Origin of the sequence: Shewanella sairae (assembly GCF_023283535.1) — a bacterium.
GTDB lineage: Bacteria > Pseudomonadota > Gammaproteobacteria > Enterobacterales > Shewanellaceae > Shewanella > Shewanella sairae.
Window position 1 is genome coordinate 45,659 of the sequence record NZ_JAKILT010000029.1, and the last position, 19,302, is coordinate 64,960.

Genomic DNA, 19,302 nt, shown 5'->3' on the forward strand with positions numbered 1-19,302 from the left:
TAAAAATACGACCTGTAGTTGGCTGCTGGTGGTCTGGCTGAAAGTCATGTTGTTTAGGCTTTATGTTTTGTGCGACCAAAGTAATAACCTTTGGCTAAAGCTGGATTATTCTCTTTAGTCCAATTTTTGGCTAAATAACTGAGCCTGTATAAAGCGGCTTGGATACTACTTAGGGTGTTAGGCAATATCATGTAGGTACAATTTTCAGGGAAATGGATATTGATATCGATGATTAGCTCTTTTGCCTTTAGGGCTAGATCGAACGTTCTGTAGCTACTCCTGACCTTTTGCCCGTCCAATAAGATGAAGCAATGATAGTGGCACTTATCATCATGTCGGTTCTGCTCCCTGACCCAGCAAAACTCTGCCTTAGAATTGTAATGAGAGTTAAGTTGCTTCAGAATATAATTTCTTAGCTTACTGATGGTATTGTTGTTGGGTAATGAATCATATAATGAGACATCGAAGCGGATCACTAATACTTTAGAGTGGCATGAGATATAGGCCATTAATGCGTTATACAACTTAGTGAGAAGTCTGCGGTTTAACCCTTCTTGGAATAGCATTACTTTCCATATGAACTCACCCAGAACAACATCTATAGCTTTATCTGTATGGTGTAAATGCTCCAGTGCATCTTCTATTTCAGGTGTACTTATTAAGAGTAAAGACATAATAATATTTAAAACCTAGTTTGTTTTGTGAGCACCTTGCTTTCAAAGCCGCATGGTTGTTGACTTATCGACAGATTTTTTCGATTTTTTAGGTTTGATAAAGCACTATAACAGCCCATTTTGTCTCATCCTTACCCTTGAAAAAGGGCAACACATTGCCCTCTTCTAAATTGGTCGAAAGCTACAGCTGTGAGCGAACTTCCCACTTTTCATATTCCGATATACTGACAAACCATTCATTCTGGTCTTTAAAGGCTTTAGGCGCATCAGTGGCTTGTCTTAGCCAATTTCTGATGGTCTTAGTACTTTTACCTAGTCGAGTTGCGATTTGAGCCACTGTGAGCACTTGTTCAACGGTATGGGTTGAGGCGACTAATTGGCACAGCCTGACTTTTCTATCGTTTCTAGTATTTGCGTTAGGTGATTTAGTCATTATTGGTAGCCTCTTGTTTAAGCTCTGCAATTGGGCGGGAACGCACCCAAGCTAGGATCTCTGTTAACTTCCAGCCATTGGTGTTGTTATCTAGCTTTAGGTGTTTAGGAAATAGGCCTTGGCGCTCTAGTTGGAAGGCGTGGGCTCGACTAACCGATGTGATGAACCTACGTTGCTGCTCATTGATAATAGGTTCATCAATACTGTCTTCGATTGATTGCGTGAATATCGATGTTTGCATTTGTTTCTCCTCGGCTCCAAAGGGCTTTATTGCTCTTGGTTGAAGGATTCTGCTCAACTTGCAAGTAAAAACTAAATTTTAGGGGGTTTTAGTGTTTTGGACTGTCTTGGAGAGGCGTTGCGGGGAAGATAGCTGAGTTTGAGTTATACATTGTATAACTATTTAGGTCGTGATTAGGGGAGGTGCTGATGGTGAAAGGGCTATGTATCACCACCAGCAAATCAGCTGTTATTATTTTTGAGCTAATTGCCATTGCTCGAACTTAAGCGGGCACCAGCCAATGGTTCGATGGTTTTGATATACAGGCGTTATCAGCTTACGAGCTTTTACCCATCGATGGATAGTTGCACGGCTCTTATGCAATTTCGTGCACATCTCTGTAATGCTAATAAGCGGCATAATCTCAATTTGTGGCGAGTGTATTGCACCTTTGACAATAATCATAATGCTGACTCCTGCTTATGATTATCTAATGACACTACAGCATCTCTAGATTTTACCCACTCTAGCAATTCTGAGAGCAACCAACCTACGGAGCGGTTAGAGATTTTTCTGCGACTAGGGAATAGGCCTTTGCGTTCTAGTTGGAAGGCTTCAGATCTACTTACTGAGGTGATGAGCTTTCGCTCTTTCTCTTTAACCATTCGGTCAAACACTAATTCATTTGCTGCACCGATATCCGTTAAAGCTAAATTGACGTCTTTCATTGGTATTTCCTCGTATTCATAGCGCTTGATTGCGCGGATATGGATTTTGAGGAGAGTGCAAGTAAAAACGAAATTTTAGGGCTTTTTAGCAAATGAAGGGTTTTAGTATGAAAAGTGGCAGATCTTTTCACATGATATTTTTTATGGGTGAAATTGCGAAAACTGAGAGGGGATAAGGGCTAGGGCAACAAAACAACGGGGGTACATATGGGGGTACATATAAGCAAAAACGGGCTTTTTGTCGCCAAAAAACCCGTTTCTATACAACACGTTAAGACGTTAGTCTTAGTTCATGCCGTATTTCTTTAATTTCTTGCGTAGAGTACCACGGTTGATACCTAGCATGTTGGCAGCGCGAGTCTGGTTGCCACGAGTGTGTTGCATGATGATATCTAGCAGAGGTGCTTCAACTTCGCTTAACACCATTTCATATACTTCTTCAGCTTCTTGCCCGTCCATCTGAGCGAAAAAGTTAGTGACAGCACGCTTTACCGCATCACGTAGTAATTGTGGCTTGATAGCGCCACTTGCGGTTTCGATTTTGCCAACAGTAAGTGGGTGAACTTCAGTGTGAGTAGTCTGATCAAACATTCGTATTCTGCTCTTTATTAATATGCAACAAATTCATCAAAATAGCGTTCCACCATGGAACATTGTTCTTCAACGGTTTCGAGTCGATTAAATTCGGCCCTAAAAGGTCGTTGATGTTCTTGGTCTAGGTACCAGCCAACATGCTTTCTTGCGAAGCGGATGCCCTTAAAATCACCATACAATTTGTATAGTAGTTCCAGGTGTTCAAGCATAACTTGACGCTTTTCATCCATCTCAACGGGCGCTAGCTTATTACCTGTATCCAGGTAATGTTGGATTTCCCTAAATATCCAAGGCCTTCCTTGAGCTCCTCGTCCTATCATCAGGGCATCCACACCAGTATAATCCAACACAAAACGTGCTTTCTCTGGCGTTAAAATGTCTCCATTGGCGACAACAGGTATCGAGATCTGTTTTTTAATTGCTTTGATTGTGTCGTACTCGGCATCGCCTTTGTACATGCACTGCCTCGTTCTGCCGTGAACGGCTAATGAAGCAATACCGCAATCTTCTGCAATCTGGGCGATATGAACACCATTCCTGTGCTCTGGAGCCCAACCCGTTCGAATTTTTAGCGTGACAGGCACATCAACCGCGGCTACAACAGCACGTAGAATTGCTTCTACTTGTACTGGGTCTTGTAGCAAAGCCGATCCTGCAAGCTTCTTATTCACTTTTTTCGCTGGGCAGCCCATATTGATGTCAATGATTTGCGCCCCTTGTTGTACGTTGACAACAGCGGCATTGGCCATTAACTCAGGATCTGCTCCGGCAATCTGAACCGAACGTATTCCGTCTTCACCTGCGTGTGTCATACGCAAGCGGCTTTTATCTGTATCCCAAACTTCAGGATTAGACGAAAGCATCTCTGACACGGCTAAGGCTGCGCCATAACGTAAGCAGAGATTTCTAAAGGGTTGGTCTGTGACACCTGCCATTGGCGCCACGATCAACTGATTTTTCAGGCGATAGGGTCCAATCTGCATTTATCAAAACACCTTGCTCGTCAAAGGGGCGCTATAGTACGCCTTTTTCAAGCCTGTGAAAAGGTCAATAAATGACCTGAGGGCAACTTTTTTGCTTGACTTTTGTTGACTGAGAAGTCAGTCGCGGCGCTAAAAGCGCCGCGGGTTACCGCTATTTGCGTATACCTGTCAAGCGACTCCAGTCGTCTTTGTGAGCCGGTGCATCCATATCGAACCACTGGCTGTAGAAAGCTGAGATCTCTTCAGCTTGCTCTTGTAGTAAGCCTGATAGTGCTAATTGTCCACCTGGTTTTACTTTTTCAGCAATAAGTGGCGCCAGTTCGCGCAGCGGGCCTGCAAGAATGTTAGCTACTAGGATATCTGCAAGCAAATCTGCTGGCTGATCTTCAGGTAGGTATAGGTCTAACTTATCTTCAACACCGTTACGCTCAGCGTTTGCTTTTGAGGCTTCAATTGCTTGGTAGTCGATGTCGATACCGGTAACGCGCTCAGCACCTAGTTTAAGCGCTGCCACGGCTAAAATACCTGAACCACAACCAAAGTCGATAACGTCTTTATTGGTATAATCTAGACCGTCTAGCCACTCTAAACAAAGTGCTGTTGTTGGATGAGTACCAGTACCAAATGCTAAACCAGGATCTAAGATCACGTTAACTGCGGTTGGATCTGGGATTTCACGCCAGCTTGGGCAGATCCACAAGCGTTCACCGAATTGAATTGGGTGGAAGTTATCCATCCATTCACGTTCCCAGTCTTTATCTTCAACTTGTTCAATCTTGTGGCTGAAGTTTTCGCCTAAGTATGGCAAACCTTTCAGCATGGCGACGATTGGGGCGAGATCGTAATCGGCTTCAAACAATGCCGTTAGTACTGTGTGGTTCCACAGCGGTGTTTCGCCTAAAGTTGGCTCAAAGATTGGGGTATCTTTGCCATCTTCATAAGTGATAGATAGTGAACCAAGGTCCATAAGCATGTCACTTAAGGCATCGGCGTGCTGGTTGTCGGTGTCGACTTTTAGTTGGATCCAAGGCATGGGATCGTCTCTGTTGCTAGATATAATGGCGTTATTGTAAACCATCTCGTTGATTTTCGTCAGCGCCAACAGTAAAAAGCGCCGTTTTTTATCGTCACTGAGTTGAGGTGTACAGCTGTGCCAAGATAGTGAATAACTAATTTGTAATTAACTTACTAAAAAGGTGGTGTTTTCAAAGCTTGAATGGGAAAGTGTAAATTAGGTTTTTGATGTTTATTATCTGCTTGCAAGTTATTGAATTTCACTGGTAAAAAGTTTTTACCAGTGTTCGGTTAGATGGTGCTTATTTGTGATCGCCCTCAAAGAGTTTTGCGCTTAAGGGTGAGTAAGCTCACGCTTTAAAATGGCGAATATTTGTAGGGTAAATCTTCCTGTTATGGTGTAAGTCCCGACAATAGGCACTATAAAAGAAAAATAACCGTGAGAACCCTAACTGACACTACCGCTCTATTTCAACAAAAAGTGGCTAGCGCTTGGTCTGCTAAAGCTGACCGTTTACAAAGTGCTACCGGCATTCTATTAGGATGCTTTCTATTAGTGCATCTGCACTTTGAATCTAGCATCTTGTTTGGTAAAGAAGCTTTTTACCATGTGGTGCAATTTCTAGAAGGCGGCATGTTTAGCGAAACCGGCCATGGTTATCCGCTACTGACCAGCATATTCTCAATTTTCTTATTAGTAGTGGTTTTAGTCCATGCGGCATTTGCACTACGTCGCTTCCCTGCACAAATTGGCCAATGGCGTGCGCTACGCAGCCAAATGCAAGTGGTTAACCATAGCGATACTCGTGTGTGGTTTTGGCAGCTAGTCAGCGGCTTTATCTTATTCTTCCTTGTGCCTGTGCACTTATACACCATGATCGCCACGCCAGAAATTGGCCCGCACTTAAGTGCTGAGCGCGTGTATCACGATAAAGCTTGGTTACTGTATATCGTGTTACTACCTGCCGTGGTTATTCATGCCATGTTTGGCTTATACCGCGTTGCGGTGAAGTGGGGCATTGGCGCTAATCGTAACGGTCTACGTAAGTTGGCTCACGTGTTAGTGGTGTACCTAATGGTGATTGGCCTGTTAAGCCTAGCCCAGTACATGATTATCGGTAGCGAGTTAACCCTACCTGTTGAGCCGTTTCGCCCATAAAGAGCACGATTAACTTAAATTCTTTGATGCTGAGCCTTGAGATTGATTGCCTGATATTGATGGTTAATCGGCATCTATAAAACCAATAAAAATAGCGCTGTGGGTGGTAATAACCACGACACAGCGCAATAGAACATCGACCTATTCCTATTTAAGGAGCAAGCGTGAAACTCATATATACCGATTCTTTAGTCGTGGGCGCCGGTCTGGCTGGACTAAGGGTCGCCATCGCTTCGAAAGAGAGAGGGCTCGACACCGTCGTGCTTTCTCTGATCCCTGCTAAACGTTCACACTCTGCGGCTGCGCAAGGTGGTATGCAGGCAAGTCTTGGTAACACTGTTAAGGGCATGGGTGATGATGAAGATGTGCATTTCCAAGATACTGTAAAAGGGTCTGACTGGGGATGCGATCAGGATGTTGCTCGTATGTTTGCTCATTGTGCACCTAAAGCTGTGCGTGAACTGGCTAATTGGGGCGTACCTTGGACGCGGATTACTAAAGGACCACGGCAGGTGGTGGTGAATGCAGAGAAAGTCACCATTGAAGAAGCAGAAGAGGCGCACGGTTTAATTAACGCCCGCGACTTTGGTGGCACTAAAAAGTGGCGTACTTGCTACACGGCTGACGGTACAGGACATTCGCTGTTGTATGCGGTTGATAACAAAGTGATTGCAATGGATATTCCTGTGCATGAGCGCATGGAAGCATTGTCGCTGATCCATGATGGCAAGCGTTGTCACGGTGTGGTTGCACGCTGCTTAATTACCGGTGAGCTTATTGCTTATGTTGCTAAGTCGACCACGATTGCGACGGGCGGCTATGGGCGTATTTATGAAGTATCGACTAACGCGATTATTTGTGAAGGTGTGGGTCAAGCACTAGCACTAGAAACCGGTGTTGCCAAGCTAGGTAACATGGAAGCGGTGCAGTTCCATCCTACCGCAATTGTACCTGTGGGCATTCTAACCACTGAAGGTTGTCGTGGTGATGGTGGTTTATTGCGTGACAAAGATGGTCACCGCTTTATGCCTGACTACGAGCCAGAAAAGAAAGAGCTGGCTTCACGTGACGTGGTATCGCGCCGCATGACTGAGCATATGCGTAAAGGTAAGGGCGTAGATAGCCCGTACGGTCCGCATTTGTGGTTAGACATTACTTTGCTAGGCCGTAAGCACGTTGAAACGAATCTGCGTGAAGTAAAAGAAATTTGTGAGAACTTCTTAGGCATAGACCCTGCTAAAGATTGGATCCCAGTCAGACCGACGCAGCATTACTCTATGGGTGGTATTCGTACTGATGCTGCCGGCCAGAGCCCACAGCTTAAAGGCCTATTCAGTGTCGGTGAAGCAGCATGTTGGGATATGCACGGCTTTAACCGTTTAGGCGGTAACTCATTAGCTGAGACTGTGGTTGGCGGCATGATCATCGGTAAGTATGTTGCTGACTTCTGTGAGCAAAATACCCTTGAAATCGACACCAATCTAGTTGAGACCTTTGTGGGTAAATTACAAGGTGAAATTGACGAGCTAATTGATGGTGACGGCACAGAGAATCCATTTGAGCTTAAACAGCAGATGCAGCGCATCATGATGGATTACGTGGGTATTTTCCGTAATGGCCCTGAGCTTGAAAAAGCGGTAAGTGAGCTACAAGACTTGCTTAAGCGAGCCAATGCATTAGGCCTTAAGTGTAAGAAGCGCCATGCAAACCCTGAGCTAGTCGAAGCACTGCGTGTTAAGCGTATGCTTAAAGTGGCACTAACCGTTGCAGCAGGCGCTGCTGCGCGTACAGAAAGCCGCGGAGCGCACGCTCGTGAGGACTTCCCACAGCGTAACGACAAAGATTGGCTAAACCGCACGTTATCAAGCTGGCCAGATGCTAACAGCTTGTCACCACTGCTTGAGTATGAGCAGTTAGATGTGATGAAGATGGAATTGCCACCAGGATACCGTGGTTACGGTATCGACAACGCTATTGCCCATCCAGACACTGAAAAGCGTGAACAGCAAATTGCAGAGATTATTAGCCAGCTAGGTCCTGATGCCGACAGACATCAAAAACAAGCGGCGGTTATGCCATTTGACGTACCAGAATCATTAAAACCAAAGAACGAACGCTTGAGTGACAAACTTCAATCAGGCGCAGGAGAGATCGCTAAATGAGCCAACAAATGGCTAAGGGCCGCACCTTAACTTTCAGTATTTTCAGATATGATCCGCAAATGCCGGATGATAAGCCGAAGATGGTGGATTACCAGATCGAAGAAGCGCCTGGTATGACGGTCTTTATTGCGCTAAATCAGTTGCGTGAGTTGCAAGATCCATCGCTGCAGTTTGACTTTGTTTGTCGTGCAGGTATTTGTGGTAGCTGCGCTATGGTGATTAACGGTATGCCAACGCTCGCATGTCGCACCCTAACCAGCAAGTTTGCTGACGGTAAAATCAAGTTAATGCCGCTACCAGGCTTTGAATTGATTGGTGATTTATCTGTAAACACAGGTAAGTTTATGCGTGAAATTGCCGAGCGTCTAAAGCTATGGCTGCACCCTAAAGTTGGCGACGATGATATTCATCGATTAGAAACGCCAATGTCACCAGAAGAAGCGGCAAAGCTATACGAGTTAGAGCGCTGCGTTGAGTGTGGTGTATGCGTGTCAGCGTGCGCAACTAAGCAGATGCGTGACACCTTTGTTGGCGCTGTTGGCTTAATGAAGATTGCGCGCTTTGAGCTTGATAGCCGTGATGCGCGTAATGCAGAAGACTTCTACCATGTGATTGGTAACCAAGACGGTGTGTTTGGTTGTATGACCTTATTAGGTTGTCAGGACAACTGTCCGAAAGATTTGCCGCACATGCAGCAGATTGCTTACCTTCGCCGTAAGATGGCGGTTACGCTAGTCTAAGTTACGTTATTTCTTATTAAATAACATCGAAAAGCCTGCTTAACGCAGGCTTTTTTTGTGGATGACGTTTAATCTTTATTTATCTACAGTTAGATTATAATAAAGTTATATTTATATACGGAATATTGATAATGCAACTTAACGACTTGAAGCTATTTGTACGCGTTGCTGACTGCGGCAGCTTAACGGCTGCTGCAGTTGAGCTGGATATCTCTTCAGCTGTGGCAAGTGCTGGCTTAAAGCGGTTAGAGAAGGAATTAGGTACGGCATTATTTATTCGAAGCACGCGCAGCTTACGCTTAACTGATGCGGGTGAGCGCTATCTCATTCATTGCCGCCGCGCTTTATCAGATCTAGAAGTGGGTCAGCGCGCGATTGAAAGCACCCAAGCGAGTATTTCAGGAACAGTGAGTCTCTCAGTGCCATCTGATGTCGGCCGTAATGTGTTGCTGCCGTGGTTGGATGACTTTTTGCAGGAGTATCCAGAGCTAAAACTTAGGTTGCATATTGGCGACAACCTCTCTGATTTTTATCATGACAAAATCGATGTCGCGTTGCGCTCAGGTGTACCTAAAGACTCGTCGCTGGTGGCCTTTAAAATCTGTAATTCTCACCGAGTACTGTGTGCATCGCCAGACTATATAGCCCGCTTTGGTAACATCACTTCACTTGAGCAACTACCTAATCATAACTGCTTATTTTTTATGTTAGATGAGCGGACTCATGATCAATGGAATTTTAACAAAGATGGCCAGCAGCATAAGGTAAGAGTCACCGCTAATCGCACTTGTAATGATGCCGACATTGCCCGGCGCTGGGCGGTCGCGGGTCAAGGTTTAGTGTTTAAGTCTTGGCTTGACCTAACCGACGATATTGAGTCTGGACGCTTGGTGCCATTGCTTAGTGATTATCGAGGCGAAGAGGCTGACCTATATTTAGTTTGCCCAGGAAGAGAGCATGTAACGCCAGTGATCCTGTTGCTACGAGATATGTTACGTGAGCGCTGCAAGCAACGTTTAGTAAGGGTGAGCCACTTGATGGAGTGACGATTGGTATAAATCGCAGCGACAAAAAAACCGCACGAATGCGGTTTTTTAGTGTTATTCGTTTATGGCGAATAATGTAAAAGCTAATTAGCTTTTAGCGCGTTTCATCGCTGTGAAGAATTCATCGTTAGTCTTGGTCATTGCCAATTTGTCGATAAGGAACTCCATACCTGTCACTTCATCCATTGGATTAAGGATCTTACGTAGGATCCACATCTTCTGTAGTTCGTCAGGCGTCGTTAACTTCTCTTCACGACGTGTACCAGAGCGGTTAAAGTCGATTGCAGGGAATACACGCTTCTCAGCCGCTTTACGAGAAAGGTGTAACTCTTGGTTACCTGTACCTTTAAATTCTTCGTAAATAACTTCGTCCATTTTAGAGCCTGTATCAACTAGCGCCGTTGCGATAATGGTTAAACTACCGCCATGTTCGATGTTACGTGCTGCACCAAAGAAACGCTTTGGACGGTGTAGAGCGTTAGCGTCAACACCACCAGTAAGTACCTTGCCTGATGAAGGGATTACGGTGTTGTAAGCACGTGCTAGACGCGTGATAGAGTCAAGTAAGATAACCACGTCTTTCTTATGCTCAACTAGGCGCTTAGCTTTTTCAATCACCATTTCGGCAACTTGCACGTGACGGCTTGCTGGCTCATCGAAAGTAGAAGCAATTACTTCACCTTTTACCATGCGTTGCATCTCGGTAACTTCTTCTGGACGTTCGTCAATTAGCAATACCATCAACACCACTTCTGGGTTGTTGTTAGTAATGCTTTGCGCCATGTTTTGTAGAAGAAGGGTTTTACCGGCTTTTGGCGGTGCAACGATTAGACCACGTTGACCTTTACCGATTGGTGAACATAAATCCAGAATACGTGAAGTGATGTCTTCAGTTGAACCATTACCACGTTCCATGCGCAGACGGTCTTGTGCATGTAGCGGTGTAAGGTTTTCAAAAAGGATTTTGTTGCGAGAATTTTCAGGCTTGTCGAAGTTAACTTCGGTAACTTTTAGAAGGGCAAAGTAACGCTCGCCTTCTTTTGGTGGACGGATTTTACCGAAAATCGAGTCACCAGTACGCATGTTAAAGCGTCTAATTTGGCTAGGTGATACGTAGATATCATCTGGGCCCGCTAAGTATGAACCATCAGAGCTACGAAGGAAGCCGAAGCCATCTTGTAAAATCTCTAAAACGCCACCACCGAAAATATCTTCACCGCTTTTAGCGTGGGCCTTAAGAATAGAGAAAATAATGTCTTGCTTACGAGCACGAGCCATATTCTCTAGCTTCATGTCCTGCGCAAGCTGGACTAAATCTGATATTGAGGTGTCTTTTAATTCTGATAAATTCATCTTGGTGGGTCTTGTTTTGTACGTGGCAATGCCATCTACGATCAAAGGTTTGTAGCTTACTAGAGTATCGATCGGATAGCGAGAAGTGGGTTAATTAAGAATGTTTCTGGTTATTAAAGTAGCACTAACAGGGCGGGGCGTCTAGAAGTTTAGCTAAACCCGACACATTTTCTTATTGAAGCTGTGTCGGGAGTCACTTATATACCGCTTTATCTAGTATAAAACGGTAATTTGGTGATTAAATTTGTGCGTCAATGAACTCTTTTAGTTGAGTCTTTGATAATGCACCAACCTTAGTTGCTGCTAGTTCGCCAGCTTTGAAAAGTAGCAATGTTGGGATGCTACGAACGCCATACTTAGCTGGTGAAACGTTGTTTTGGTCAACGTTCAATTTAGCGATGGTGATCTTACCTTCGTACTCTTCAGCTACGTCATCTAGGATTGGGGCAATCATTTTACATGGACCACACCGTTCAGCCCAAAAATCAACCAGAACTGGTAGTTCTGAATTAATTACGTCATTTTCAAAGCTATCGTCGCTTAGGTATACAATCTTGTCGCTCATGTCGTTCTCCAGTTTGGCTGCCATTGCTGGTTTGTTAATGGCTTAACCTGTATATTGGGTCGGTAAAATAACTTTTCAAGCCAAAAGTTATGCAAATATTAATGTCGGCACTCTTTAGTTCGTTAAAACGATTTAGACAAGACGCTGATTTACAGGCATAGTTAGCCTACGTCAACGACGCTTAACGCCTAAATGCGTTTAAAATTGTCCTAAGAGAACGGTAAACACACGCTTAAATTTCATCGCATCGTATATAAATAGAGGGAATGATGATTCCGTCACTGATGCCAAAAATATCGTGATGTACGTTTCTCCGAGAGTGCACTAATTTTCCGTGATAAAATTCTATCGCTATTTCAAACGATCGAGTTTTTTATTGCAACCTTTTACAGGTAAGCCTGCGCTATGAGCGATACACATTTATCTACACAAAAGTTTGCTGACTTCCCTCTACATAAGGAAGTACATCAAGCACTTAACGAAGCTGGTTTTGAGTTTTGTACACCAATTCAAGCTTTATCGTTACCGATTTTATTAGAAAAAAAAGATATAGCAGGTCAGGCTCAAACGGGTACAGGTAAAACGCTGGCCTTTTTAGTTGCCACCTTTAACCACCTTCTATCGACCCCTATTCCTGCCGAACGTCAAATCAATCAACCTCGCGCTATTATCATGGCGCCGACTCGTGAGCTGGCTATCCAAATTGCTAAAGATGCAAACTTGTTAGCAAAGCATACCGGTCTTAAAGTGGGTATTGTTTATGGCGGTGAAGGTTATGACGTTCAGCGTAAAGTATTAGATCAAGGCGTTGATATTCTAATTGGTACTACGGGTCGAATTATCGACTACGTTCGCCAAGGTGTTATCAACGTTAGCGCTATTCAGGCGGTAGTGCTTGATGAAGCCGATCGTATGTTCGATCTTGGCTTTATTAAAGATATCCGTTTCTTGTTTAGACGTATGCCTGAGGCTAAGTCACGTTTGAACATGTTGTTCTCTGCAACGCTTTCAATGAAAGTACAAGAGCTTGCATATGACCACATGAACGAACCAGAGAAAGTTGAAATTGCGCCAAACGAGAAAACGTCAAAGAACATTAAAGAGGAGATCTTCTATCCATCGATGGAGGAGAAGATGCCTTTGCTATTGTCTTTGCTTGAAGAAGACTGGCCAGAAAAAGCCATCGTGTTCTCAAATACCAAGCATAGCTGTGAAAAAGTCTGGTCATGGCTTGAAGGTGACGGACATCGCGCAGGCTTGCTAACCGGTGATGTGCCGCAAAAGAAACGTTTACGTATTCTTGAACAGTTCACTAAAGGTGAAATCGATATTCTAGTGGCGACTGACGTTGCTGCACGTGGTTTACATATCTCTGATGTGTCACACGTATATAACTATGATCTACCTGATGATTGTGAAGATTACGTGCACCGCATTGGTCGTACCGGTCGTGCTGGTCAAAAAGGTGTGTCGGTGAGTTTTGCTTGTGAAGAGTACGCATTAAACTTGCCTGCGATTGAGTCGTATATTCAGCATTCAATCCCTGTAACGTCATACGACAGTAGTGCATTACTTGATGATATTCCGCCACCAGTGAAAATTCATCGTAAGCCAGCTACCCATACCCGCAATACTCGTGGAACGAGTGGAAATACTCGTCCTCAGGGTGGTCAACGTAATGGTCCGCGTCGTCATGACCGTACCCGTAGACATTCATAGGCGATAACGCTTAATGACAACACCTCTTTATGCAGCTATTACGCTAGGGTCAAATAGCTTTAATATGTTGGTCGCTGAGACAGTGGGCCAACAACCTAAAGTTATTGCTAAGTACAAACGTAAAGTCCGCTTAGCCGAAGGCATTCAAGCTGATGGTTCATTGAATGAAGAAGTGTTGTTACGCGGTCTGGACTGTTTAACTATGTTTGCTGACATGCTCAATAAAGAGGGCGTGTCTGCAGACAATGTTGCTGTTATTGCAACTGCGACATTACGTAAAATCTCTAATTCAGATGAGTTTTGTCGTCGCGCTTTACCTATTCTAGGTCATCCAATAGAGATCATTTCAGGCATGCGTGAAGCCGAGTTGATTTATCAAGGAATGGTTGCCACAACGGAAGGACAAGGTCGCCGACTGGTTATTGATATTGGTGGAGCGAGTACAGAATTTATTATTGGTGACGGTAATAAAGTTTTGCTAAAAACCAGCTTACCTATGGGCTGTGTTACCTTTAATGAATTATTTTTTGCTAACTTCCCAATACAACAACTCGATTTTGATGACGCCAAAGCCAAAGTCAAAATTGTATTAGGTGAACAGCTTAGTGAATTGAAACAGTTAGGTTGGCATTGCGTTGTAGGTGCGTCAGGTAGTGTGCAGTCTGTGGTTGAGTTGCTTAATCATCGTGGTTTATCTACAGCCATTACTCTAGATATTTTGCTATCTCTTAAACAAGAAATCCTGCAGCAAGATACCTTATCTATGATTGAGATTAATGGCCTAAATCAAGAGCGCGCCCCCACTTTTGCTGCTGGTGTATCTATTTTGCTAGCGTTATTCGAGTTGTTAGATATTGAAAAGCTGAACCTTTCCGGTGGTGCCCTGCGTGAAGGCGTTTTACAAATGCTAGCCGAGCAAGCCTAACTTTCTTATTTTATCTGCAGTAATTTCTTTTCGCTGTAAGCTCGATACATCTATTTATCGATCCTCATGAGGTTGAGTGAACGCCCCTAATACTGTGTATCTCTATCTAGGTTTATATTCTCTCGTTGCTAAAACCTATTACATTCTCAGTTATTTCTACTTCAGCTCCTATCTGAGCACTAAGCTTATCTAGTTTTAATGAGTTATTTAAAAAACGGTAATTTGAAATTCTTTTCTAAATACCACAAATGTTAAATTCTTTAACAATTATAGCTTGTTACATCTTGTTATTACTCATTTTTCTCTTTTGCATTCTATGGACTTCCAGCCATGACGGTATATTTTGCATAAAGTACATTGTATAAAATATTCTTTTAATGTTAATCTTTTGTTGCGCTCGGTTGTTTTTCACTCAAGCACACTAATAAATATTTTGGCTGAGCGCTTACTAAAAGAAAATTTAAGGGAGAGTAAATTATGTCTGGAAGTAACGCTTTGAAGCGATTTACGCCAAGAAAAACACTGGCAGCACTAGCTGTTGGTTCAGTATTGATGATGACTGCGCCAGCGGCGATGGCTGCTGATACAAGTATCGTAAAGGGTCACATTGTTAGTGCATCGGGTAACAATCTTTCTAACGCGACTATTACGCTGAAGCATAAAACTAAGGGCTTAGTATTTACCGTAGAGACAAACGAAAAGGGTGACTATCTATTACGTAATGTTCCAGTAGGCGATTACGACATTACAATTAGCAAAGATGGTTATGAGCAAAATCAAGAAAATGGCGTGAGAGTGAGCATTGGTCAATCGGTAATTCTTGACGGCCAATTATATAGCGCTGGTGCTGATGACGTTGAGCGTATTGCGGTTACAGGGAGCATGATCCGTCGAGTCGACACCGCCTCATCAACCTCAGGTTTGACTTTTAGTCAGGATGAATTGCAAAGAATGCCTGTTAATTCGGGCTTTGAAAGTATTGCACTCTTGGCTCCAGGCACTGCAGCGCCGGGCGGTTCAAACTTTAATGGTGCATCTAGTTTTGGTGGTTCATCAGCGGCTGAAAATGGTTATTATTTTAATGGTCTAAACGTTACCAGTATTCGAACTGGTATGGGATCTATACGCTTGCCTTGGGAAGCTATTTCTCAAACTCAAGTCAAGACAGGTGGGGTGAGTCCTGAGTATGGCGGTGCATTAGGCGGTATCGTTAACGCGGTTTCCAAGTCGGGTGAAAACGAATTTAAGTTTGGTGCTGAAGCGCGCTGGGATCCATCATCTCTTCGTGCCACTCAAGATAGTATTTACCAATCAAACGGTGAGATTAGCACTAATACTCAGCAAGATAGCTATGACTTTAAAGAGCTACAGCTTTGGGCAAGTGGTGCGATTATTGAAGATTCATTATTCTTTTATGGTTTATTTGCACCTAGAAGAGAAGAGTCTGAGTGGGCTGGCCAAACAACAAAAACAAGCAAAGACCGTGAAGAAGACCGTTGGTTCGCCAAGTTAGATTGGTATATGACAGACGACCATTCAATTGGTTTTTCTGCAATGAACAACAAGCGTACTTGGACCAATAAAACTTATGCTTACGACTGGGAAACTAATGCTATTGGTGAAAAACAAGGTGTTGATGCGCCTGGAGAAGATGGCGGTAAAGTTTATAGCTTAAATTATAATGGTTATTTATCTGATACCTTCTCTGTATCTGCAGTTGTTGGCCGTGTGCAAGAAGATGTTGAAAATGTTGTAGCTTCAACTAATCCTGGCGTTTGGGATTTCCGCGACGGTACTACTACTCTCAGCCAACACACAAATTCATCTGTTTCTGAAGAGCATTACACTCGAGATCAAGCTCGTATCGATTTCAGTTGGGATTTAGAAGACCACTCAATTCAGTTTGGTGTTGATTATACCAAAGTTGAAGTCGATTACAGTTCTTCTCAAAACGGTATCGGTGATGCGCAGGGGTGGTGGTCTGTTTATACCGCTGGTGCAGACGATAACTCTGGTCAAGTAGAGGGATCTGATTACATCGAACGCCGTGTTCGTGAGAGATTTACTGATTCTGAAGTGACTTCAACAGCTTTCTATATCAATGATTCATGGCAGGCGACAGATAACTTAGTGTTAAACCTAGGCTTACGTTATAGCGAATTTGAAAATACAGTTTCAGATGGTCGTGCATATGTTGAAATGGAAGATCAATTTGCACCACGTGTTCAAGCTATTTATGACGTCTTTGGTGATGGCGAGGCAAAAGTTTTTGCTACCTATGGCCGCTACTTCCAGCCAGTATCAGCTAACATGAACATCACTCAAGGTTCTTCATCTATTGAATGGTTTGAGTATTCAGAACTTGATCAAGTCGATAGCGATGGTCATCCAGTGATTACAGCTGATGGCTCGCCAAGTCGTGGTGCTATGTTACGCGACCGTTGGTACCGTCAAAAAGGGATTACTGAGCCAGGTCTAATCGCTTCTTCTTCACTTAAATCTATGTACTCAGATGAATTTACTTTAGGTTATCAACAGGAAGTATTTGAAACTATGACCGCTGGTGTTCGCGGTATTTACCGTGATTTAGGTCGTAGCGTAGAAGATACTGATGTAGGACCAGTATTATCGAAAAAGCTTGCTGAGTTGGGTATTACCGATAACGTAGGTCAAAGCTCTTATTATGTTCTGCTAAATCCGGGTGAAGATGTCGCTATTTCTTATGACTTCGATGGTGACGGTCAAGTCGATAACGTTAACTTAAGTGCAGATGAAATGGCACTGCCTGAAGCTGAGCGTAAGTATCTGGCATTAGAGTTTACTCTAGATGGTTCGGTCACGGATGATCTACGTATAAACTCATCATACACCTGGTCTCATAGCTATGGTAATACTGAAGGTCTAGTTAAAACAGATAATAACCAAGCCGATCCTGGTTGGACTACATCTTACGACTATGGTGACTTGATGGATCATGCTAATGGTGATCTACCGAATGACCATACGCATGCATTTAAGCTAAGTGGTGCGTATGATATTACAGAAGAGCTAATTTTCGGTTTTGTAACTCGTGTAACTTCAGGTCGCCCACAAAGCTACTTCTCTGTCCATCCTGAAGGTGTCGATAGCTGTGCTGCGGGTAATCCATGGGATGATTGTATTAGTCGTTACTATGGCCAAGCATCACACTATGATGAAAATGGTAACCCAGCACCGCGAGGCTCAGCAGGTAACTTACCTTGGGTAACCAATATTGATCTTTCGTTGACTTATATGACAGAAATCTTTGATGGTGACTTCACAATTAAAGGAACTGTTTATAACGTACTTGATTCTGATTCAGCTACAAATATCAATGAAGAAAGAGCGCGTTACGGGGACTCTGGTCTGGAGTTGAATCCAGATTATGGAATGGTAACTGATCGCCAAGAAGAACGTTTCTTCTCAGTCGTTGCACGTTACGAGTTCTAAGTAACGGGTAGATTAAAAAAGGCCGCATTAGCGGCCTTTTCTTTTATTAACTAAGGTTATTTTAAAATCTTAGCTAAGTCAGCTTCTAGCGACACTTCAGGTCTTTCCACAATACGGCCAATCTCTTCGTCATTCTGCTCAACTATAAAGGTAGGGATCCGGCTGAACTCATAGTTAGCAGCTAAAGCTTGTGGATCTTGCTTCTCTCTATCGACACCAATATAGATGACCTCAATATTCGGGTTATTGATCTCTTCAATAAGACGAATAAACCGTGGAGTTTCACGGTGACAGTCTGGGCACCACGTGCCAATGATTACGGTCACTTGCGTTGGCTTATCGACTTTTTGTAGTTTAGCTACTATCGCAGTATCTGCTTTATAGTTTGTGTATTCATTATTGAACCAGTCAAATTCATTAAGCTCTTGATGTGTTACTGCACCAGTTAAAATCACTTCTTGTTTCTCCTCACTGCAAGTTGCTAGAAAGCCATCTTGTTTATCTTCAAATCCGCAGCCGCTATTTGCCATGCTTTGGCTACTGAAAAATAACAATGTGGTCGCGAGTAATGCTTTAACGTTATTGTGCATGATAATACCTTTGGCAAGAAGAAATGATGTTGCTTTATTCAAACATGTCTAAACAAATGGGTGAAGCTAACGATTGCTGCATTGTTAATGGGATCACCTTATAAATAAGAAAAGTATTTTGAATGTAGGCTTTTGCTGAAAAGCCTTAAAACTAGCTTAATCGCAACTAGTGATAGCCTTAATGCTGACGATATAAAGTAAGTGGCACATGAACTGTTCTATTCAGATAATAAGTAAGGAGCTAATAAAGGAGCGTCCTGAAAAATGAGTCAATAGCTATCATCTCAATTGATATCACTGGAGGGGAAAGCAACTTGGATAATGCCAGCCAGATAATCCGATTGAAGTAAGTAGCTATATAGCAGAGGACTTTCTGAATGACGCGTAGGAATTGCGTCAGATCTATAAATGTCGATGTTAGTGATGATTCTTTCCTTTATATAGCAAGACTTCTTTATTGCGAAGCTAGATAAGCCTATAAGCAAAGAAAATATCGACAGGTAACCCTTAACCAAATAATGAAAATATCAAATTTGTTTGAAATTGTCCGTGCAACTCAAAAATACTGTACTAGACTCATTATCCCGGCGCACAAATAGTAGACATAAAACTGAGTTTTGTGGATAACTCTGGGGGTATTTAGTGGGTATGATGTGCTTAATATATCTTTTTGAAAAAAAGGCCGTTTTTCTTTCAAAAAGCGCTTGCGCTACTGCGAGATATCCCTATAATGCGCATCCACTGACACGGCACAGCAGGCCACCTACCCAGCGTAAACGCTAGATAGAACGGGACTTGCAGCGGTGTTAGAGAGATTAACTTCTACGGAAATTAGCCTCAGGTGACAATCGCTTTAAGAGCTTCGAATGATGGTTGTTTACACGAGAGTGAACAAAGAATCATCGCTTGAAAAACTTCTTAAAATA

At 43.2% G+C, this 19,302-nt stretch carries 18 protein-coding genes; 7 read left to right on the forward strand and 11 right to left on the reverse strand.

Translation table 11 applies throughout. From position 1 onward, the window contains the following. Window positions 1–53 precede the first annotated feature (53 nt). The 8 genes from L2748_RS13305 to prmA form a co-directional block, all read right to left on the reverse strand. Window positions 54–674: a YagK/YfjJ domain-containing protein gene (locus L2748_RS13305; RefSeq protein ID WP_220780392.1), complete on the reverse strand. Its 621-nt coding sequence runs from the start codon at window positions 672–674 to the stop codon at window positions 54–56. 181 nt (window positions 675–855) lie between these two features. After that, entirely contained in the window at window positions 856–1,107 is a 252-nt protein-coding gene (locus L2748_RS13310; protein WP_220780391.1) for a helix-turn-helix domain-containing protein, read from the reverse strand. After that, the gene (locus tag L2748_RS13315; protein WP_220780390.1) at window positions 1,100–1,348 is read right to left on the reverse strand and encodes a helix-turn-helix transcriptional regulator; all 249 of its coding nucleotides are present in this window, start codon (window positions 1,346–1,348) and stop codon (window positions 1,100–1,102) included. Before L2748_RS13315 ends, L2748_RS13310 begins: the two co-directional genes overlap by 8 nt. 231 nt (window positions 1,349–1,579) lie before the next feature. After that, window positions 1,580–1,792 (reverse strand): helix-turn-helix transcriptional regulator, encoded by a 213-nt coding sequence (locus L2748_RS13320; RefSeq protein WP_248957707.1) that lies wholly within the window; start codon window positions 1,790–1,792, stop codon window positions 1,580–1,582. After that, on the reverse strand, window positions 1,789–2,055 hold the full coding sequence (locus L2748_RS13325) for an AlpA family phage regulatory protein (RefSeq protein ID WP_220780389.1): 267 nt from the start codon (window positions 2,053–2,055) through the stop codon (window positions 1,789–1,791). The genes L2748_RS13320 and L2748_RS13325 overlap by 4 nt, the downstream gene beginning before the upstream one ends. A gap of 285 nt (window positions 2,056–2,340) precedes the next feature. Then, window positions 2,341–2,646 carry a DNA-binding transcriptional regulator Fis gene (fis, locus tag L2748_RS13330; protein WP_012153658.1) on the reverse strand — a complete coding sequence of 102 codons (306 nt, stop codon included), beginning with the start codon at window positions 2,644–2,646 and terminating at the stop codon, window positions 2,341–2,343. Between the two features lie 17 nt (window positions 2,647–2,663). Continuing rightward, a complete protein-coding gene (dusB, locus tag L2748_RS13335) occupies window positions 2,664–3,632 on the reverse strand; it encodes a tRNA dihydrouridine synthase DusB (protein ID WP_220780388.1) in 969 nt (322 codons plus the stop codon). Window positions 3,633–3,783: 151 nt separating this feature from the next. Then, the gene (gene prmA / locus L2748_RS13340) at window positions 3,784–4,665 is read right to left on the reverse strand and encodes a 50S ribosomal protein L11 methyltransferase (RefSeq protein WP_220780387.1); all 882 of its coding nucleotides are present in this window, start codon (window positions 4,663–4,665) and stop codon (window positions 3,784–3,786) included. Window positions 4,666–5,085: 420 nt separating this feature from the next. Between prmA and L2748_RS13345 the strand changes: the two genes are divergently transcribed. The 4 genes from L2748_RS13345 to L2748_RS13360 all read left to right on the forward strand — a co-directional run bounded on the left by L2748_RS13345 (window position 5,086) and on the right by L2748_RS13360 (window position 9,753). Beyond that, window positions 5,086–5,805, forward strand: coding sequence for a fumarate reductase cytochrome b subunit (locus tag L2748_RS13345; RefSeq protein WP_246616117.1), 720 nt, complete (start codon window positions 5,086–5,088; stop codon window positions 5,803–5,805). A gap of 164 nt (window positions 5,806–5,969) precedes the next feature. After that, window positions 5,970–7,967 (forward strand): fumarate reductase flavoprotein subunit, encoded by a 1,998-nt coding sequence (locus tag L2748_RS13350; RefSeq protein ID WP_220780386.1) that lies wholly within the window; start codon window positions 5,970–5,972, stop codon window positions 7,965–7,967. 8 nt (window positions 7,968–7,975) lie between these two features. Beyond that, window positions 7,976–8,707 (forward strand): fumarate reductase iron-sulfur subunit, encoded by a 732-nt coding sequence (locus L2748_RS13355; RefSeq protein WP_220780426.1) that lies wholly within the window; start codon window positions 7,976–7,978, stop codon window positions 8,705–8,707. A gap of 131 nt (window positions 8,708–8,838) precedes the next feature. Next, on the forward strand, window positions 8,839–9,753 hold the full coding sequence (locus L2748_RS13360; protein ID WP_220780385.1) for a LysR family transcriptional regulator: 915 nt from the start codon (window positions 8,839–8,841) through the stop codon (window positions 9,751–9,753). Between the two features lie 87 nt (window positions 9,754–9,840). Here the strand turns inward: L2748_RS13360 and rho are convergent, their stop codons facing one another. Together rho and trxA are read right to left on the reverse strand one after the other, a co-directional pair. Continuing rightward, complete coding sequence (gene rho, locus L2748_RS13365) at window positions 9,841–11,106, reverse strand: transcription termination factor Rho (protein WP_220780384.1); 1,266 nt, start codon at window positions 11,104–11,106, stop codon at window positions 9,841–9,843. A 238-nt stretch (window positions 11,107–11,344) separates the two neighbouring features. Further along, the gene (gene trxA, locus L2748_RS13370; protein ID WP_220780383.1) at window positions 11,345–11,671 is read right to left on the reverse strand and encodes a thioredoxin TrxA; all 327 of its coding nucleotides are present in this window, start codon (window positions 11,669–11,671) and stop codon (window positions 11,345–11,347) included. A 405-nt stretch (window positions 11,672–12,076) separates the two neighbouring features. Here trxA and rhlB point away from each other — a divergent pair, with 405 nt between their 5' ends. From rhlB to L2748_RS13385, 3 genes are all read left to right on the forward strand, one after another. After that, window positions 12,077–13,390 (forward strand): ATP-dependent RNA helicase RhlB, encoded by a 1,314-nt coding sequence (gene rhlB, locus L2748_RS13375; protein WP_220780382.1) that lies wholly within the window; start codon window positions 12,077–12,079, stop codon window positions 13,388–13,390. A gap of 13 nt (window positions 13,391–13,403) precedes the next feature. After that, a complete protein-coding gene (locus L2748_RS13380; RefSeq protein ID WP_220780381.1) occupies window positions 13,404–14,315 on the forward strand; it encodes a Ppx/GppA phosphatase family protein in 912 nt (303 codons plus the stop codon). A 477-nt stretch (window positions 14,316–14,792) separates the two neighbouring features. Continuing rightward, complete coding sequence (locus tag L2748_RS13385) at window positions 14,793–17,786, forward strand: TonB-dependent receptor (protein WP_220780380.1); 2,994 nt, start codon at window positions 14,793–14,795, stop codon at window positions 17,784–17,786. A 56-nt stretch (window positions 17,787–17,842) separates the two neighbouring features. On the opposite strand, the gene L2748_RS13390 is transcribed toward L2748_RS13385, so the two are convergent. After that, a complete protein-coding gene (locus L2748_RS13390) occupies window positions 17,843–18,376 on the reverse strand; it encodes a thioredoxin family protein (RefSeq protein WP_220780379.1) in 534 nt (177 codons plus the stop codon). Window positions 18,377–19,302 lie beyond the last annotated feature (926 nt).

What these genes read in the sequence shown, in the direction of transcription:
- rhlB (WP_220780382.1), top strand. Translation starts at nt 12,077, where the DNA reads ATGAGCGATACACATTTATCTACACAAAAGTTTGCTGACTTCCCTCTA.
- L2748_RS13315 (WP_220780390.1), bottom strand. Translation starts at nt 1,348, where the DNA reads ATGCAAACATCGATATTCACGCAATCAATCGAAGACAGTATTGATGAA.
- L2748_RS13390 (WP_220780379.1), bottom strand. Translation starts at nt 18,376, where the DNA reads ATGCACAATAACGTTAAAGCATTACTCGCGACCACATTGTTATTTTTC.
- L2748_RS13380 (WP_220780381.1), top strand. Translation starts at nt 13,404, where the DNA reads ATGACAACACCTCTTTATGCAGCTATTACGCTAGGGTCAAATAGCTTT.
- L2748_RS13360 (WP_220780385.1), top strand. Translation starts at nt 8,839, where the DNA reads ATGCAACTTAACGACTTGAAGCTATTTGTACGCGTTGCTGACTGCGGC.
- L2748_RS13325 (WP_220780389.1), bottom strand. Translation starts at nt 2,055, where the DNA reads ATGAAAGACGTCAATTTAGCTTTAACGGATATCGGTGCAGCAAATGAA.
- L2748_RS13320 (WP_248957707.1), bottom strand. Translation starts at nt 1,792, where the DNA reads ATGATTATTGTCAAAGGTGCAATACACTCGCCACAAATTGAGATTATG.
- L2748_RS13305 (WP_220780392.1), bottom strand. Translation starts at nt 674, where the DNA reads ATGTCTTTACTCTTAATAAGTACACCTGAAATAGAAGATGCACTGGAG.
- L2748_RS13310 (WP_220780391.1), bottom strand. Translation starts at nt 1,107, where the DNA reads ATGACTAAATCACCTAACGCAAATACTAGAAACGATAGAAAAGTCAGG.
- dusB (WP_220780388.1), bottom strand. Translation starts at nt 3,632, where the DNA reads ATGCAGATTGGACCCTATCGCCTGAAAAATCAGTTGATCGTGGCGCCA.
- L2748_RS13385 (WP_220780380.1), top strand. Translation starts at nt 14,793, where the DNA reads ATGTCTGGAAGTAACGCTTTGAAGCGATTTACGCCAAGAAAAACACTG.
- fis (WP_012153658.1), bottom strand. Translation starts at nt 2,646, where the DNA reads ATGTTTGATCAGACTACTCACACTGAAGTTCACCCACTTACTGTTGGC.
- prmA (WP_220780387.1), bottom strand. Translation starts at nt 4,665, where the DNA reads ATGCCTTGGATCCAACTAAAAGTCGACACCGACAACCAGCACGCCGAT.
- trxA (WP_220780383.1), bottom strand. Translation starts at nt 11,671, where the DNA reads ATGAGCGACAAGATTGTATACCTAAGCGACGATAGCTTTGAAAATGAC.
- rho (WP_220780384.1), bottom strand. Translation starts at nt 11,106, where the DNA reads ATGAATTTATCAGAATTAAAAGACACCTCAATATCAGATTTAGTCCAG.
- L2748_RS13355 (WP_220780426.1), top strand. Translation starts at nt 7,976, where the DNA reads ATGGCTAAGGGCCGCACCTTAACTTTCAGTATTTTCAGATATGATCCG.